This window comes from Williamsia soli (assembly GCF_017377795.1).
Taxonomy (GTDB): Bacteria; Actinomycetota; Actinomycetes; order Mycobacteriales; family Mycobacteriaceae; genus Williamsia; species Williamsia soli.
The window spans coordinates 236,693-252,813 of the sequence record NZ_JAFRDR010000005.1; the positions used below are offsets into that span (position 1 = coordinate 236,693).

14 protein-coding genes are annotated in these 16,121 nt (G+C 62.3%); 12 read left to right on the forward strand and 2 right to left on the reverse strand.

Annotation, left to right across the window (positions count from 1 at the left end; genetic code table 11):
- Nucleotides 1-25: 25 nt before the first annotated feature.
- Nucleotides 26-841: a crotonase/enoyl-CoA hydratase family protein gene (locus J3S28_RS15455; RefSeq protein WP_207841621.1), complete on the reverse strand. Its 816-nt coding sequence runs from the start codon at nucleotides 839-841 to the stop codon at nucleotides 26-28.
- Nucleotides 842-988: 147 nt separating this feature from the next.
- Here J3S28_RS15455 and J3S28_RS15460 point away from each other — a divergent pair, with 147 nt between their 5' ends.
- The 9 genes from J3S28_RS15460 (at nucleotide 989) to J3S28_RS15500 (ending at nucleotide 10,106) form a co-directional block, all read left to right on the forward strand.
- The gene (locus J3S28_RS15460; protein WP_207841622.1) at nucleotides 989-2,146 is read left to right on the forward strand and encodes a thiolase family protein; all 1,158 of its coding nucleotides are present in this window, start codon (nucleotides 989-991) and stop codon (nucleotides 2,144-2,146) included.
- Nucleotides 2,136-2,540, forward strand: a complete 405-nt coding sequence (locus J3S28_RS15465; protein WP_207841623.1) for a Zn-ribbon domain-containing OB-fold protein — start codon at nucleotides 2,136-2,138, stop codon at nucleotides 2,538-2,540. Before J3S28_RS15460 ends, J3S28_RS15465 begins: the two co-directional genes overlap by 11 nt.
- A 64-nt stretch (nucleotides 2,541-2,604) precedes the next feature.
- Nucleotides 2,605-3,045: a VOC family protein gene (locus J3S28_RS15470; protein ID WP_207841624.1), complete on the forward strand. Its 441-nt coding sequence runs from the start codon at nucleotides 2,605-2,607 to the stop codon at nucleotides 3,043-3,045.
- A 58-nt stretch (nucleotides 3,046-3,103) separates the two neighbouring features.
- Nucleotides 3,104-4,567, forward strand: a complete 1,464-nt coding sequence (locus tag J3S28_RS15475) for an aldehyde dehydrogenase (RefSeq protein WP_207841625.1) — start codon at nucleotides 3,104-3,106, stop codon at nucleotides 4,565-4,567.
- Between the two features lie 169 nt (nucleotides 4,568-4,736).
- Nucleotides 4,737-5,549: an acetoacetate decarboxylase family protein gene (locus J3S28_RS15480; RefSeq protein WP_207841626.1), complete on the forward strand. Its 813-nt coding sequence runs from the start codon at nucleotides 4,737-4,739 to the stop codon at nucleotides 5,547-5,549.
- Nucleotides 5,550-5,668: 119 nt separating this feature from the next.
- Nucleotides 5,669-7,324 (forward strand): long-chain-fatty-acid--CoA ligase, encoded by a 1,656-nt coding sequence (locus J3S28_RS15485; RefSeq protein WP_237341622.1) that lies wholly within the window; start codon nucleotides 5,669-5,671, stop codon nucleotides 7,322-7,324.
- Between the two features lie 148 nt (nucleotides 7,325-7,472).
- Entirely contained in the window at nucleotides 7,473-8,246 is a 774-nt protein-coding gene (locus tag J3S28_RS15490; RefSeq protein ID WP_207841627.1) for an enoyl-CoA hydratase/isomerase family protein, read from the forward strand.
- Nucleotides 8,247-8,394: 148 nt separating this feature from the next.
- A complete protein-coding gene (locus tag J3S28_RS15495; RefSeq protein WP_207841628.1) occupies nucleotides 8,395-9,315 on the forward strand; it encodes an LLM class F420-dependent oxidoreductase in 921 nt (306 codons plus the stop codon).
- Between the two features lie 8 nt (nucleotides 9,316-9,323).
- Nucleotides 9,324-10,106, forward strand: coding sequence for an NADPH-dependent F420 reductase (locus J3S28_RS15500; protein WP_207841629.1), 783 nt, complete (start codon nucleotides 9,324-9,326; stop codon nucleotides 10,104-10,106).
- Nucleotides 10,107-10,175: 69 nt separating this feature from the next.
- Here J3S28_RS15500 and J3S28_RS15505 read toward each other — a convergent pair whose 3' ends face one another.
- Nucleotides 10,176-12,602: a CaiB/BaiF CoA-transferase family protein gene (locus J3S28_RS15505; protein ID WP_207841630.1), complete on the reverse strand. Its 2,427-nt coding sequence runs from the start codon at nucleotides 12,600-12,602 to the stop codon at nucleotides 10,176-10,178.
- Nucleotides 12,603-12,787: 185 nt separating this feature from the next.
- Here J3S28_RS15505 and J3S28_RS15510 point away from each other — a divergent pair, with 185 nt between their 5' ends.
- The 3 genes from J3S28_RS15510 to J3S28_RS15520 all read left to right on the forward strand — a co-directional run bounded on the left by J3S28_RS15510 (nucleotide 12,788) and on the right by J3S28_RS15520 (nucleotide 16,103).
- Nucleotides 12,788-13,906, forward strand: coding sequence for an acyl-CoA dehydrogenase family protein (locus J3S28_RS15510; protein WP_207841631.1), 1,119 nt, complete (start codon nucleotides 12,788-12,790; stop codon nucleotides 13,904-13,906).
- A gap of 53 nt (nucleotides 13,907-13,959) precedes the next feature.
- Nucleotides 13,960-15,207, forward strand: a complete 1,248-nt coding sequence (locus J3S28_RS15515; RefSeq protein WP_207841632.1) for an acyl-CoA dehydrogenase family protein — start codon at nucleotides 13,960-13,962, stop codon at nucleotides 15,205-15,207.
- 119 nt (nucleotides 15,208-15,326) lie between these two features.
- Entirely contained in the window at nucleotides 15,327-16,103 is a 777-nt protein-coding gene (locus J3S28_RS15520; protein WP_207841633.1) for an enoyl-CoA hydratase/isomerase family protein, read from the forward strand.
- Nucleotides 16,104-16,121 lie beyond the last annotated feature (18 nt).

Sequence of the window (16,121 nt, forward strand, 5' to 3'; positions counted from 1 at the left end):
TGGGGGAGGCGCTTTTGTTTCTCGGTTACCGGCCCTGCCAATTGGGTTCGCGCTTTTCAGCGAAGGCACGCGGACCCTCGATGTAGTCGGCTGTCTTGCGAAGCTCCGCGAACTCCTTTTTCGAGCGCTCCCAATGTTCTTTGTCCGACTCGATCTCGTCCCCATCGATGCGTAGGGCCATGCGTTTGGTCGCTTGGACCGCAAGCGGGGCGTTGGCGCAGATGCGGTCGGCGAGCTCGAGCGCGGACTCGATCAGCTGTTCGCGCGGCACGACGCGGTTGACCAGGCCGAGTTCGCGAGCTTGCTCGGCGCTCAGACGATCGCCGGTCAACAGGAGCTCCATGGCGATCTTTATCGGAATCTGCTGCGGCAGTCTGAAGGTTCCACCGGCGCCCGCTATCATCCCGCGCTTGACCTCGGGCAGACCGAAGGTGGCGGTGTCGGCAGCGACGACGAGGTCGCTCGCGAGTGCGATCTCGGTGCCTCCTCCGAGTGCGAATCCGTTGACGGCCGCGATGATGGGCTTGCTGATCACGTGCTTGACGAATCCTCCGAAGTGCCACTTGTCGAAGGCCTCTTGCGATGCGTGGGTCGACTCGCCGCGGGCCGCCGCCTTCAAGTCCACACCGGCGCAGAAGGCGCGGTCGCCGGCGCCGGTGAGTATGACGACCCGAACCGAGGGGTCGTGAGCCGCGTCCTCCAAGGCGTCGCCCAGCGCGCCGGACAGGGCAGCATTCATGGCGTTCATCGCAGCGGGGCGATTGAGCGTGAGCACGAGCTTGTGATCGTGCCTCTCTTGCAGCAGTACTGGCTCGTTCGTCGACTGTGTCTGGCGCTCCACGTCTGGTCCTCTCACTGCGGTGACTACGCTTGTCGTGCTTTATTGTTTATCTATCGTACGCTATTGACCACTTGGCGGTTGCCGCATACCGTCAAGGTATGACCTGCTGGCTATTTCGCCACAGGGCTCGATATTCGAAAGGTCTACATGGGTGCCAAAGGAGCGGTTGCCGGTCTGGGCATGACTCAGATGGGCAAGGTCTACGGCCGGTCGGCCGAGGACTTCGCCGACGAAGCCGTGACGAAGGCGTGTCTCGATGCGGGTCTGCGGCTGTCAGACGTTGACGGGTTGTTGGTCAACGCGGGTGCCATGCGTGGGGTCAACCTCCGTCTGTCCAAACGACTCGGCCTTGGTGATCTTCGGCTGGCGGCAGACGTCCAGGCGTTCGGCTCGTCAGCCGGCGTCATGGTGCAGACGGCATGCCTGGCAATCGCCGCCGGAGCAGCAGAGACCGTCGCCTGCGTATTCGCAGACAATCCGCTGAGTGAGGGAGTGTCTACGGGCGCGAAGTACGCGGGCAAGGCCGACGAGCTGACCGGGCTGGGTGACATGCCGGTTGCGGTCGGGCTGCGCGGCGCGCTCGCGGGGTATGCCATGGCGGCGCGGCGCCATATGGCGACCTACGGCACGACGAGCCTCGACCTGGCAGAGGTGGCCGTCAGTGCCCGGTCGTGGGCCGAGCTGAGCCCACACGCGCAGATGCGTAAACCCATGTCCGTCGACGATCATCAGAGCTCTCGGATGATCTCCGATCCCTTTCACCTGTTCGACTGCTGCCTTGTCTCCAACGGTGCAATCGCGGTCATCGTCACGTCGGTGGAACGGGCGCGAGATCTGGCGCAGCCGCTGGTGACGATCGAGGGTATGGGGCAATCGCATCCCGACTATCCAATGGATCGTCGCAGTCGATTCGGCCTGACGACCGGAGCGCTCGAATCCGGGCGGCAGGCTTATCAAATGGCCGGCGTGACCCCGGAGGACATCGACCTGGCCGAGCTCTACGACTGCTTCACCTTCACGACGCTGGTGAGCGCCGAGGACTACGGTTTTTGCGAGAAGGGTGCCGGGGGAGACTTCTTCCGTTCGGGTGCAACAGGTCCGGGCGGGCGACTGCCGATCAACACTGGTGGTGGGCATCTGTCGGGCTACTACATGTGGGGCATGACCCCCTTGTCCGAAGCTGTCATGCAGGTCCGCGGTCAGGCGGGCGACCGCCAGGTTGAGCGCCACGACCTCGCTCTCGTCAGCGGCAACGGCGGCACTTTCGACGACCACTCCACCTTGATCCTCGGCGATGCGGCGTGACGAGATGATTCTTCTTCCACTTCAGCGCGACGCATGGTCGACCGAGTTCTTCGACGCTGCTGGTCGGGGCCAGCTCGTGATGCTGCGTTGCGGGAATTGCCACGAGTGGTCCGCACCCCAATCGCGACGCTGCGCCTACTGTTCGTCCGACGATGTCACCTGGACCGAGGTGGCGGGCTGGGGCGAAATCGTTTCCTGGACTGCTCCCCACATCCGCGACGGCGAGACCACTAAGCCCGCCTACGTTATTGCTTTGATTCAGCTCGATGAGGGCCCGTGGATCTACGCCCAGGCCGGAGCGGATAGCGAGTTGAGCGTGGGGCAGACGGTGAAAATCGGATTCAACTCGGTCGACGGCGGAGAGCCCCTACCTGTCGTGGCGATACCGAGGTGATCGAAGCCCGGGTAACGCATCTCTTGCCCGAATGTTCTGAACGTCAGCAGAGAGGATGAGCGCAATGAAGCTGGATCGCCTCGAATTCATCGGTGTGGTTGTCGAGGACCTCGAAGAGGGAGTACGCCGGTTCTCGGAAGTGTTCGGGATGGATTTCGACATCGTGGACACCACGCAGCTCAACATCCAAGCGGCCGACGGGGTCGTGCCAGACGAGAGGGCGCCGCAGTCGGGCATGCGAGTCGCCCTCGATGCGACCGGCACCTTCGAGCTTGTCGAGGTCGAGGGTATGGAAGAGGGTTTTCGTAATGTCCACTTCCGGGTCGACGACATCGAAGCGGCCATCAAGGAATTGTCAACGCGTGGAATGCGGCTCGTTCGTCAGTTCGTCGTAGGGGGCATGAAGGAGGCAATCTTCGCCGCCGAGGATTTGTATGGCATCCGGGTGTGCCTCCTCGAGTACGAAGGCGACAGCCTCGGGGACGCGATGAGGCGTTCAGCGTAGAAGTCCCGGTTCAGCGCACGACTATTTGTTCGGAGGAGCACCAGTGCAGCAATTTGCGATGCATGTTGATGGAAAGGACCGGCTGTCCAGCTCGGGCGAATGGTTTGAGACCGAAGATCCATTCCGCGGCGAACCTTGGGCGAAAATTGCTCGCGGTACGGCCGACGACGTCGATGCCGCGGTCACGGCTGCGGACCACGCGTTCACCGAAGGTGAATGGAGTACCTTGACCCCGACCGCGCGGGGCCTGGTGCTGAACCGGGTTGCCGACGGTATTGCCGCGAACGTGGATCTGCTGGCGGAGCTCGAGGTCCGTGACAACGGCAAGCTGCTCGCCGAGATGCGCGGTCAAGTCGCCTATCTGCCCGAATGGCTGCGGTACTACGGGGGGCTGGCCGACAAGATCGAAGGTACCGTCATTCCGCTCGACAAACCCGGCTACTTCACCTACACACGTCGCGAACCGCTCGGTGTCGTGGCCATCATCACCCCGTGGAACTCTCCGCTCATGCTCTTGATGTGGAAGCTGGCCCCGGCGCTGGCGGCCGGGTGCACCGTGGTGATCAAGCCATCCGAGTTCACCTCCGCATCGACAATTCAGTTGGCGAAAGTGATGGAGGAGGCGGGACTTCCTCCGGGCGTCGTCAATGTGGTTACGGGTTTCGGGGCTGAGGTTGGCTCTCCGTTGATCGACCACCCCTTGGTGCGGAAGGTTGGCTTCACCGGCTCGGACAGCACAGGACGTCACATCGGCGCTCAGGCGGCACGCCAGCTGAAACGCTCGACCCTCGAACTGGGCGGTAAGTCGCCCAACATAGTGTTTGACGACGCGGATTTGAATGCTGCTGTCAACGGGGTCGTTTCGGGTATTTTCGCTGCCACAGGCCAGACTTGCATCGCGGGGTCGCGCCTGCTGGTGCAATCATCCGTGCATGATGAGGTAGTCGAGCGCATCGTTGCCATGAGCCGAACTGCTCGCATGGGCAATCCGATGGACTCGGGTACCCAGGTGGGGCCGATCACGACACGTCCCCAGTATCAAAAGGTGCTGGACTACATCGATGTGGCGCGTGAGGAAGGTGCGAACATCGCGATCGGGGGTAGACCTGCCGACCGACCCGAGTGCGGTGACGGGTGGTTTGTCGAGCCCACCATCTTTACCGGTGTCGACAACAGCATGCGGATCGCGCAGGAGGAGGTCTTCGGGCCGGTGCTTGCCGTGATCCCCTTCGAGGATGAGCAGGAAGCGATTCGTATCGCCAATGATTCACGTTTTGGACTCGGTGCCGGCGTGTGGACCAGTGACATCTCCCGGGCCTTTCGAATGAGCGAAAACATCCAGGCCGGCACTGTGTGGGTCAATGTCTACCGTGCGGTCAGCTTCATGGCGCCGTTCGGCGGCGTCAAGGATTCGGGGATCGGCAGGGAGAACGGGATCTCGGCAGTCGACGAATATCTCGAGACGAAGACGGTCTGGATCAACACCGGCGCCCCGACGGCCGATCCGTTCGTGATGCGCTGACCTTCCATGGCTCGCGTTGGTCGAACCACGCGCTGTGCTTTCTTGACGCACTACGTGAGCTACGGCATACTCAACTTAGCGAGCGCTAGTACGTTCTTATCCGTGGTCCAGTGGTTGAGCAAAGTGATCTGTTTGCCGCCAATGACGTTCTAAGAGAAGGGACTCCGCAGTGGGTTTCCGACAGTCGGCCGAGAGCATCGACCGTATCAACGCCACCTTGGCCAACAAGCGGCTTACTGGTGAGCGCATTGAGGTGGCGTTCCGCAGCGACCCCGATGTGATCGCATCTGTCCTGCCGGAGCCGCTGAAGCCCGCCGGCAACGACCGTGTCACCGTGCGCGTCACGCGCTGGGTGACCAACTACTGCGGCGCCTTCACGATGGCCGGCCTGTACGTCGACGCAGTCCACAACGGCATTCAGGGTGAGTACATCCTGGCGATGTTCATCGACTCGCAGGACGCAGCTCTCCTCATCGGACGCGAAGGGTTCGGCGAGCCGAAGAAGATGGCCGCGATTGACCTGGTCCGCACGCAGAACTCTTTCCTTGGCACCGTGGAGCGCCAGGGTGTACGTCTGATGACGTTGCGCGTCGAGGCCGGCGACGACGTGGGTCCGGTCAGCGGCGACGGCGCGCTTTACTCGATCAAGGCGACACTTGCCCTCGGCGGCGGACTCCTGGGCGATGCGTTGTTGATGGGACAGGAGGTCCACGTGGACAGCCCCGTCGTGCGACCAGGCGCCGGATCAGTCGTACTCGGCGGTTCGGCCCACGACCCGCTCGACGAGTTCCCGGTGCTGGAGGTCCTCAGCGCATCGTATGCGACCTCGGAGATGGGGCAGCCGAAGCCTCTCGGTGAGCACTACCTGCAGGCCGTGATCCCCGCGGACGTGTTCCTGCCTTATCACTATGGGCGTCTGGACGACTGGAGCGCTCACAACGCGCTCGACGAGGTCGAGAACGGACTGACCGGGGCGGTGTAGTTGCGCCACCGACGTTCAACACCGAAGCACTACTCGGCGGCCGACCAGATCTCGGGGTCGGCCGCTGTTTGATCTTGTACGGAACTACTAACCAGGAGTTGTTGGTCATCATGGACCCGATGCAGCCGACCAGCCCGAAGCCGGGATCCCCGCAGCCGGGTCTGATGATGGACTTCCCGCTCACCGTTCAGCACGTTCTTCGCCGGATGGAAGGCATCTGGGGCGGTAAGAAGGTCGTCACCCTCATCGACCCCGATACCGGCGGGTGCGCTGAGCGAAGTTTTGGTGAGGTCGTCGCCAGGGCTGGACAGTTGGCACACGCCTTGCAGCGCCTTGGCGTACGACCGGGAGATCGCGTCGGCAGCTTGGCCTGGAACAACGTGCAGCATCTCGAGGTGTACCTGGCCGTCATGAGCATGGGTGCGGTGCTCCACACCATGAATCTGCGTCTGCACGGTGATCAACTTGCATACACGATCGACCACGCCGAGGATGTCGTCGTCTTGGTCGAGAGCTCGCTGGCGGGCCAGTTCGCCGCGGTCCTGCCCGATGTGGAGTCGGTCAGGGAGGTCATTGTGATCGATGACCTCAGCCGTTCCGCGCCGGAGCTGCCGAGTGCGCTCGACTATGAGACCTTGCTGAAGCGCGAGGATGCGAACTTTGATTGGCCACTCTTCGACGAGCGGTCTGCAGCTGCGCTCTGCTACACGTCGGGAACGACCGGCGACCCCAAAGGGGTGCTGTACTCCCACCGATCGATCATCCTGCACGCTTTGGCGATGTCGGGTGCTGATGTCTACGGAATCACCAGTCGAGATCGGGTGCTTGCGCTCGTGCCACTGTTTCACGCGATGGGTTGGGGCCTGCCGTTCGTCTGCGGCCTCGTCGGTAGCGACATCGTCATGCCGGGGAGGCACCTCAAGCCAGGCCCGCTGGCTCGAGTGATCGAAGGCCAGCGCACGACGTGGTCAGCGGGGGTCCCGACGCTGTGGCTTGATCTGCTGCAGTACATGGATGCAGCCGCTGATGAAGGCCGCAGCCACGATCTGTCGTCGCTCAAAACCATTCTGTGTGGCGGGACGGCGGTGGCCGAGAGTCTGATCACGGAGTACAAGACCCGCTTTGATGCTGACGTGATCGAAGGCTGGGGAATGACAGAGATATTTCCGGGCGCGACGGTGGATCGCGAGTCCATGAATTCCGCGCAGACCGGCGAGAGTATGCGTCGCAAAACGGCGGGCCGAATGTCTCCGTTGTACGAGCTTCGATTGGTGGACGTCGACGGCGCGGTCCTGCCGAACGACGGTGTGGCCGTAGGCGACGTCGAAGTGCGTGGCCCATCGGTCGCGAGTGGCTACTTCAAGTCCGACGCCGCGACCGCGGCAGCAATTCATGACGGTTGGCTCCGCACGGGCGATGTGGGCACTGTCGATTCGACGGGGCATCTGAGGATCACCGATCGCGCCAAGGACGTCATCAAGTCCGGTGGTGAATGGATCTCTTCTCAGGATCTCGAAGTCGAACTGCTGGCGCATCCGGCAGTTCGCGAGGCCGCCGTGATCGGTGTGGCTGATCAGCGCTGGGGCGAGCGGCCATTGGCCTTCGTGGTGCTGGGAGCTCCAGCCACGGAGCCCGAACTGAGAGAGTTCTTGGTCGATCGCGTTGCACGCTGGTGGGTGCCAGAACGCTTCGAAATCGTCGACCAGATTCCTCGGACCACGACAGGCAAGTTCGACAAGAAGATCCTGCGCAGGCAATTCGAAGCCCGGCCGTGACTGCCTCTTGGCTAATTATGAGAGGTGTGGCGGCAATTACCCCGCCTGATTAGCGAACGTTATATAATAATTCAAGTGTTGGCCCGGCGGCCGACCTTTCTGTTGGGGCGACCGCCCGGCGGTGGACATTGGGAAGAAGGTCGTCTGCATGGACAGCTTTGTAAAGACCGCGGTAGATGGACATATTGGCTGGATCACGCTCAATGACCCTGATCGGCTGAATCCGGTTACCTTCGAGCGCATCACCGCGATCAACGCGGCAGCTGCGGAGATGTCGGCGCGTAACGACGTCCATGTGGTTGTCGTGACGGGCGCGGGTCGCGCGTTCTGCGCCGGCGCCGACTTGTCAGGCGACGACAATTTTCTGGGGCGGAATGCCCCTCCCGCGAGCGGTTCTTTCGCCGACGCAGAGGGTCTCTGGACCTTGACTGCCGTGCGACAACCTGTTATCGCCATGATCAACGGGCCAGCGGTCGGGTACGGGTTCGAGTTGGCCCTGCAGGCAGACATCCGCGTCGCTGCTGCAAGTGCTCGCCTGGGTCATCCCGCAGTCAAGTTCGGCACCATCACGGACACCGCTGCTGCTACGTGGTTGCTGCCGCGCCTTGTTGGTTGGGGAATTGCCGCGGAGATCCTGTACGCGGGCTCGCTCTACAGCGCCGAGCAGGCGCTCTCCATGCGGCTGGTCAACCACGTCGTTCCAGATAGAGAGCTGCGCGATTTCACCGCCAACCTCGCAAGCACCATCGCGGCGAATTCGTCGTGGGCTGTACAGACTACGAAGACGCTCATGATCCAAGCCCTGCAAGAGAACGCCCATGCGAGCGTCATGCGGCAATTCATCAAGGTCAACCAAGGCGACCCGACGTATGACCCCTCTCCGCATTTGGAGCCGTTTCAAAAAGTGCCTCGACCTATCTAACGTCCGCTATTGACCGAAGTGGTCTGCATCACTAAGATTTCTCAAGGGCTCGAGTTGTGTCGTGGGTCACGCGACACGGGTCACAAGACGAAGACAAGTGAGCTGTCCAGCTGCTTGCGATGGGTCCTGGCGCTGAGGAGAACATGAAATGAAGACTGGTGTTATGACGATGAACACCGACGAGTACGGCATCAGTCCCTTGGACATGGCCCGGCTTGTCGAAGACAGTGGTCTCGAGTCGCTGTGGATGCCTGACCACTCGCACGTGCCGGTGGGAGGGGCGATCGCTGAAGAGGATAAGGCCTTGTACGGCGGTGGCGAGGAACGCGAAGAACGGTTCAAAGTATCGCCCGGCCATCTGCCTCGCGAGTACTACCGAAACTACGATCAGCTGACCACCATCGCAGCCATGGGCGCTGTGACGTCCACCCTGAAGCTGGGGACGGGGATCTGCCTTGTCGTTCAACGGGAGCCGTTGTTCCTCGCCAAGCAGGTGGCAACAATCGACCAATTCACGAACGGCCGGCTGATCTTCGGCGTGGGTGCTGGTGCGCCATGGAATCGCGGTGAGCTGGAGAACCACGGGGTGGCGCTGAAAACGCGAACCGACATGATGCTCGAGCGGATCGACGCCATGAAGCAGATCTGGTCCGAAGATCGAGCGGAGTTCCACGGTGAGCACGTCGACTTCGACCCGATTTTCAGCTGGCCCAAGCCAATCACCACACCGCATCCACAGATCATGATGGGCGGTATGGGACCCAGCGTGCTCGACCGTGTGCTCAGCCATGCAGACGGGTGGTTCCCGGGCCACATCGACGGCGGTCTCGACGAGTTGGGCGACCGGATCACCGAGCTCCGCGAACGTGCGGCAAGCCTGGGACGAACTGTGGATGTCTCGATCAACTTCTGCCGCCTTGAGTTCATCGAGCAGTACGCCGCGATGAAGCCTGACCGGGTTGTCTTCATGATCCCGGCTCTGATCAGTGGGGACGAAAAGCGCAAGTTCATCCAGGAGCTGGGCGCATTGGCTCCGCAGCTGGCGGACTCTGCGTCTGCGGTCGCGTGAGGTCGCGGATGCGCATCGGTATCTTGGGCGCCGGCTCAATCGGGTCAACAGTGGCGCGGAGGCTCAGCCAGGCCGGGCACGACGTGAAGGTGGCGAACTCTCGCGAGCCCGAGACCATCGACGCGTCGGTGTGTGAGTTCGGTGCGCGACGAGTCGAGGCGCACGAGGTAGCGGCCGACGTCGACGTCCTGGTCACATCGATCCCGTTCAACAAGATGCCGGGAATTGTTTCGTTGGTTGCGGCACTGCCGCCTGAGGTGGTGATCGTCGATACGTCGAATTACTATCCGCACCGCGATGGCAACTTCCCTGCAGTAGATGCCGGACAGGCTGAGAGCGTATGGATGTCCGAAACTCTCGGACGTCCGGTCGTGAAGGCATGGAACGCAATCACTTCCCAGTCGTTCGCAACGAAGGCAATGCCGCCGGGAACGGAAGGCCGGATCGCCATACCGGTTGCGGGCGACGACGCGGACGGACGCGATATCGCTATGCGTCTGGTCGAGGAAAGCGGATTTGACGCCTTCGATTCAGGGTTCCTCGCGGACTCGTGGCGCCTGCAGCCGGCGTCACCGGCGTATTGCACCGACCTGACGTGCAAGGAGATGCCTGCCGCGCTTGCCGCCGCCGACAAGACGAGTATCCCGAGAATTCGTGATCTCAGCATGGCACTGCTCATCGAGAAGACGCAGCGCTACACCGAGATCGGGGATCGGTTTGGGGAATGGCTCGTCGAGTTCAACCGGCTCATCTACATGCCGACTGCCAACGAGGCAGGGCACACCAGCTGAGAACACTGCCTCGACCAGCCTGGCTGGGCCCACCTTCGATCCGAAGGTGGGCCCAGCCATTTGTCGTTGCTAGGCGTCTGAAGCAGGTGGCTGCAACACACTCTGGCCAACCAAACGCTCGACCTCGGCAGCGTCCAGTTCCAGTAGCTCCGAGCAGATGGCGAGAGTGTCGCGACCCATGGCGGGGGATTCGCGTATGGCAGGAATCTCGATGCGCCGTGACAGGAACGGGCGGCGGACTGTGTTGAGCGGGTCGTCGAAACCAGGCTGAACTTGTTGTCCGAGATAGTCCCGGGCAAGAAGCTGCGGATTGTTCAGCAGCTCGGGTGGACGGTTCATGACGCCGGCTGGGACGCGATGGGACTGAAGTAGCTCCATGATCGCGATCGCCGAATGGTCTGTGGCCCATTGGCTGATGTGCGCGTTTAACTCGTCGCGGTTCGCGATGCGCGCTTCGGCGTCGGAGAACATCGGATCGGCGGACCATGTGGGATGGCCGAGGGCTGAGCAAAAGCTGGCCCAATCTGCGTCGTCGCGAACGCAGATCACGCACCAGTCGTCCTCCCCGGCGCTCTGGTAGGCACCCCAAGGAGCGCCCGGAACGTAGGCCGGGTCGAGTCCGACCCCCTCCCGGGCGAACTCGTGGGCCAGCTGATTGATGACAACCTCCGCCTGGGAAACGCGGATATTTGCACCCATGCCACGGTTCCGGCGCCGGATGAGGGACGAAAGGATGGCCACGCCTGCGATGCGTGCTGCTGCATGGTCGGGATAGACCGTCGTGGCGTCGCCGAAGCCGCCGGGATCGTCTGGGTACCGCCATAGGGAAGTCAGACCGGCCGCGCTTCTCACGCTGGGGCCGTAGGCCAGCCACGATGCCCAGTCGCCGGTGTCGCCGAAGCCGCTCGCTGACATCCATACGATCTGGGGGTTGACCGCCGAGAGCTCCGCGTAGCCGAGACCCAGGCGCTCGAGGGTGCCGGGCTTGAAGTTGGAGACGACCACGTCTGCCGAAACGACGAGCTGCTTGACCAAGTCGCGTCCTTCCGGCGCCCGGGTGTCGACGCCGAAGCTCCTGCGGCCCCGGTTGCCGAGAGCGAAGTTCTTTGCGATGAGGGATCCTGGTTCGCTGCCGCCGCGATACTTGTCCGGGAAGGCGGAGTTTTCGATCTTGATGACGTCGGCACCTAGGTCAGCAAAAAGCCTGCCTATTTCGGCGCCGAAAACGATGCTTCCGAAGTCGATGACCCTGACACCCGTCAGTGGAAGCGGATTTGGTTCGGAAGCGATTGATCCTGAGGTCTTCCCAGTATGGGGCGCAGTCTTGACGCTGAGGTTGTCGACGGCGCCCAGCGACCCATTGTGTTCGCCCGGGCGGGGCGCGCGGTGGCGGAATCCGACCCGTTCACCGTCGATCTCCACGAATCCTGATGGAATCACGGCGTTGATGTCATCGTCGAGTTCGGCCTTGATGAATGCACCCCGCTGCGCAAAATGATGTTGAGCGGCGACCTCTGCGAGGGTGAGCACGGGAGCAATAGGGATGCCGCGAGCCTGACCCTCTACTGCAAGATCGGCCTTCGTCCAGTGTCGGAACAGCTCGATGTACGCCCGCTCCAGGGCGTCCTTCTCCTGATCGCGGCCGAGGATGGTCTGGTACTTCGGATCGCTGAACTCCGCAGGTTCGCCCAGCCAGCCATACATGGCCTTCCATTGACCGGGCGCAAGGACCAGGCACCTGACGAATCCGTCGGCGCAGGGATACGTGGGGTAGGGCTTGGACTTGGGCCGGCCCCATTCAGAGCTGTACGGGTCAGTGGGCGCCCCTGCAGTCTTCGTTCCAGCGGATGCCGTTCCTGCGGTTCCGAAGGGAGGGTCGATGACCTCGATCGCGGCCTCGAACACCGAGAAATCTATGTGGTCGCCGTGACCACGCACCAACCGCTGGTAGTAAGCCGACACGACTGCCCACGCAGCTTGGGCGGCGCTCGACTGGTACGCCAGGTCAAAAGGGATGGTGGCGGGCTCCCGGGGCCAGACACCGGATCGGCTGAGCTGGCTGCCCATAGCGAGGTGGACATCGTCGGTGGCCACGAAGTCGCTATACGGGCCGGTACTGCCGAAGTCGCTGACCGAAAGTACAACCAGATGAGGAAAGCGTGCCAGTAGTTCCTCGGCTTCGACGGGATGGTCGGCGTACCTGTGTCCTGCCTGGATGAAGATGTCTGCTGATGCAAGCAAAGAATAAAAGCGCTCGTCGGCGAGATCACGAGACTCGAGCGCGACACTGGACTTGTTGAAGTTCTCGACCAAGAACTGGAGGTTGGGCTCCGATGTGCGTCCCTCCACCGAGAAGCGAGTTGTGTGACATGCCTCGACTTTGATGACATCTGCACCGAAGTCGCCGAGTATGCGACCGGTCATGTCGAGCAGGCCATCGGTGAGCTCGACGACACGAACACCGGCTAGGGGCAGATCTTCTAACTTGCTAGTCATGCGGGGGCTCCGTTGTGAGAATGAGCGAGAGGTGCTGCGTGAGTACGGTCACTTTGATGCTATAACATTGTGGAGCGAGCGCTAAGTAAATCAGTCGCCGATTTCTGGTTTACCTCAACGAAAACGGTATCCGCCGTCGGAGTGGAGCGCGGTTGACCGGCCTATACGGCGCCTCAGGAGGAAAAATGGTTACAGTTTTCAGCGAAGAACACGCGAGCCTGCGAGCGTCGTTGAAGAGTCTCTTGGCTCAGCGCTCCTCTGAGTCGGAAGTTCGCCGGCTGATGGCGACAGACGAAGGATACGATTCCGGCCTGTGGCAGCAGCTCGCCGCTGAACAGGAGCTCCAAGGCCTCATTGTGCCCGAGGAGTACGGCGGATCCGGTTACACGTGGGTCGAGCTGGGCGTGGTCCTCGAGGAGATGGGCAGGTCTCTGTTTTGCGGGCCGTACTTCTCCACGGTCGTGCTGGCCGCGACGTGTCTGATGGAAAGCGCCGATGAGTCGGCCCAGAAGGAGTTCCTTCCTCGAGTCGCATCGGGCGAGGCCATCGGATCGCTGGCCTTCGTCGAGGCGTCGGGACGCTGGGACGACGCTGGCGTCACCATGGAGGCGAAGAAGGGCGCAGACGGATACGAGCTGACCGGGCAGAAGCTGTACGTGCTCGACGGCCACATAGCTGACTTTCTCGTGGTCGCGGCCCGGACGGCAGGCGACGTCTCGCTGTTCATCGTCGAGCGCGAGTCAGATGGCGTGTCCACGCATCTCGAGGAGACCCTCGACCAGACGCGAAAGCTCGCTACGGTCACGTTCCACAATGCACCGGCGAGGCTGCTCGGAGTCGAGGGCTCCGGATGGTCGATCCTGAGCCGTGTTCTCAAGCTCGCCGGGATCGGGCTCGCAGCCGAGCAGGTAGGCGGTGCTCAGGCATCGCTGGACATGGCCGTTGATTACGCGAAGACACGCGTCCAGTTCGGCCAGCCGATCGGAGCGTTCCAAGCGATCAAGCACATGCTGGCCGACGTCATGCTGGAGGTCGAGTCGGCGCGGTCGGCCATGCAGGTCGGTCTGGCCGCAGCGAGCGCCTACGAGGGGCTGGACCTCGACGAGATCGCCCCCTTGGTACAGGCGTACTGCTCGGACGTGTTCGAGCTGGCGTCCCATCAGAACATCCAAGTCCATGGCGGGATGGGCTTCACGTGGGAGATGGCCCCGCATCTGTACTTCAAGCGAGCCAAATCGATGGCTCTGTTCCTCGGGAACTCTGAGTCTCATCGAGAGCAGGTTGCGAAGGCTCTCGGAGTCTGACGCGAACCGCGCTCGACCGACCAGACAATCACCATTACACAGGAGTCTCCAGCATGAAGAAAGATGTAGCACCCGACCAGCTTCGCCATGAAGTCCGTGATTGGCTCTCCGAGCATTGGAAGGGCGTCGACGATCGCCAGTGGCGCGTTGACGTCGTGCTGGCCGGATGGGCGGTGCCCACCTTCCCCGAGGACGGCTACGGGCGCGGACTGGACACGGCACTCGCTGAAGTCGTCAATGCAGAATTCGAGGCGGTCGGAGCTCCGCGGGCTTGCCAAGACCTGGGCATCAGCGCGTTCCACGGCTGGGTCCGGATGGTCGGTATGGCCGTGGCCCGACACGGCAATGCCCAGCTGCGAGAGACATTCCTGCGCGATCTGCTGGTAGGCGACGCGGACAATGGCGTGGCGCTCTACAGCGAGCCCAGCGCCGGATCGGATCTCGCGAGTCTGCAAACGAAGGCCACCCTCGTCGGGGATCATTGGATCGTCAACGGACAAAAGGTGTGGTCGTCATCGGCAGCCGAATCCACCTGGGGTGTGCTGCTGGCTCGTACCGACGACAGCGTTCCGAAACACCAGGGCATCAGCTTCTTCATCCTCCCGATGCAGCAACCGGGCATTGACATCCGCCCGATCAAACAAATCACCGGTGATTCCGAGTTCAGTGAAGTCTTCTTGACAGATGCCCGCGTGCCCGTGGAGAACCTAGTCGGAGAGCTCAACGGCGGTTGGTCCGTTCTGCAGGAAGTTCTTGCGGCAGAACGCGAGTGGTTGGGAGCATACCTCGAGGCCGGCAACCGCCCGGGCGTCAGGGCTGAAGAGCTGGATCGCTCCGACACGGTCAGTCCCGAGGGCGGCGCAGATCTCATCGACGCGGCCCGAAAGGCGGGACGGGCCGATGATTCGGCTGTCCGTCAAACCATCGTCCAGCTGCACACCTGGCGACTCGTTCATCGCTGGAACAACGAAAGGTTGTTGTCGAGCGACGGGGGCGACGGTGGCAGCAGCCCCGTTGCCGCGGCTGCGCTGGGCAAACTGGCCTCCTCTCGGATCCTGCACTCCACGGGCCGGTTCAAGGCGCAGATGCTCGGACCTGAAGCCATGATGTACGGAGCGGATCACCGGGCGGGCGAGAGCGTGAACCGAGAGATCATGAACGCGTTCATCAACTCGGTTGGTGGCGGTTCGGATCAGATCCAACGCAACATCATCAGTGAGAGGCTGCTGGGCCTGCCGCGGGGACATGCGCCTGACCGCGGCGTCGCGTTCAAAGACATCAAGAAGTCATCGGCCAATTGATCCACCCCACGGTCGTGAAGACTCGTGGTTGACGAGCGTTGATGTGACCGGCATCATGTACCTATCGATCGCTAGAGGAAGTGAGCGGCTCAGTGAAGTACGGAGACCAGCTTGAGACGATGCACATCGCTCGAGACGGCGCAGTGGCAACGGTTACCCTCACGCGGCCGAATGAGATGAATCGCTTCGACGTCCCGCAAGAAGCGGAGTTCATCGAGGTGCTCAAGTACTTGCGTCGGGCTGAAGAAGGCGTCCGCGTCGTGATTTTGGCCGCAGAGGGCAAGGCATTCTCCGCCGGCGGTGACGTCAATACGGTGCGCAAGTTCGCCGACGATTTCGGTGCCCGGGCCAATGCAGTGTCCAAAGGCCTCGAGCTGATGAACGAGCTGCTGTCCTTTCCTCTTCCCATCGTCACCGCTATCCAGGGTGCTGCCATGGGGCTCGGCGCGAACGTCGCTTTCGCGACCGACATCGTGGTCGCCTGGCGCCAGGCGAAGCTGGCTGATCCGCACGTCAAGATCGGCCTCGTTGCCGGTGATGGCGGTGCCGTCGTCTGGCCGATCTCCGCGGGCATTCTGCGTGCGAAGAGGCACTTGCTGACGGGTGACCCGATCACCGCGGAAGACGGGTATGCATTCGGCCTGGTGACCGATCTGGTCGACAGCCCTGAGGACGTCCTTCCGCGAGCCCAAGAGCTCGCAGCGAAGATCGCTTCCCTTCCGCCCCTGGCCGTCCAGGGCACTAAAGCGGCGCTGAACAGACTTCTCGGCCAGCGCGCCGGAGAGGTCCTCGAGCTGAGCCTGCAGCTCGAGGGCATGACGATGGCGTCACGCGACGCCGTCGAGGCCACAACGGCCTTCATCGAGAAGCGCCCCGGCGTTTACACAGGCACCTGAAGTCCACCGTTCCCGCAA

Coding starts and splice junctions, on each gene's coding strand:
- J3S28_RS15460 (WP_207841622.1), top strand. CDS start 989: ATGGGTGCCAAAGGAGCGGTTGCCGGTCTGGGCATGACTCAGATGGGC.
- J3S28_RS15465 (WP_207841623.1), top strand. CDS start 2,136: ATGCGGCGTGACGAGATGATTCTTCTTCCACTTCAGCGCGACGCATGG.
- J3S28_RS15470 (WP_207841624.1), top strand. CDS start 2,605: ATGAAGCTGGATCGCCTCGAATTCATCGGTGTGGTTGTCGAGGACCTC.
- J3S28_RS15475 (WP_207841625.1), top strand. CDS start 3,104: ATGCATGTTGATGGAAAGGACCGGCTGTCCAGCTCGGGCGAATGGTTT.
- J3S28_RS15485 (WP_237341622.1), top strand. CDS start 5,669: ATGCAGCCGACCAGCCCGAAGCCGGGATCCCCGCAGCCGGGTCTGATG.
- J3S28_RS15490 (WP_207841627.1), top strand. CDS start 7,473: ATGGACAGCTTTGTAAAGACCGCGGTAGATGGACATATTGGCTGGATC.
- J3S28_RS15495 (WP_207841628.1), top strand. CDS start 8,395: ATGAAGACTGGTGTTATGACGATGAACACCGACGAGTACGGCATCAGT.
- J3S28_RS15500 (WP_207841629.1), top strand. CDS start 9,324: ATGCGCATCGGTATCTTGGGCGCCGGCTCAATCGGGTCAACAGTGGCG.
- J3S28_RS15505 (WP_207841630.1), bottom strand. CDS start 12,602: ATGACTAGCAAGTTAGAAGATCTGCCCCTAGCCGGTGTTCGTGTCGTC.
- J3S28_RS15510 (WP_207841631.1), top strand. CDS start 12,788: ATGGTTACAGTTTTCAGCGAAGAACACGCGAGCCTGCGAGCGTCGTTG.
- J3S28_RS15515 (WP_207841632.1), top strand. CDS start 13,960: ATGAAGAAAGATGTAGCACCCGACCAGCTTCGCCATGAAGTCCGTGAT.
- J3S28_RS15520 (WP_207841633.1), top strand. CDS start 15,327: ATGCACATCGCTCGAGACGGCGCAGTGGCAACGGTTACCCTCACGCGG.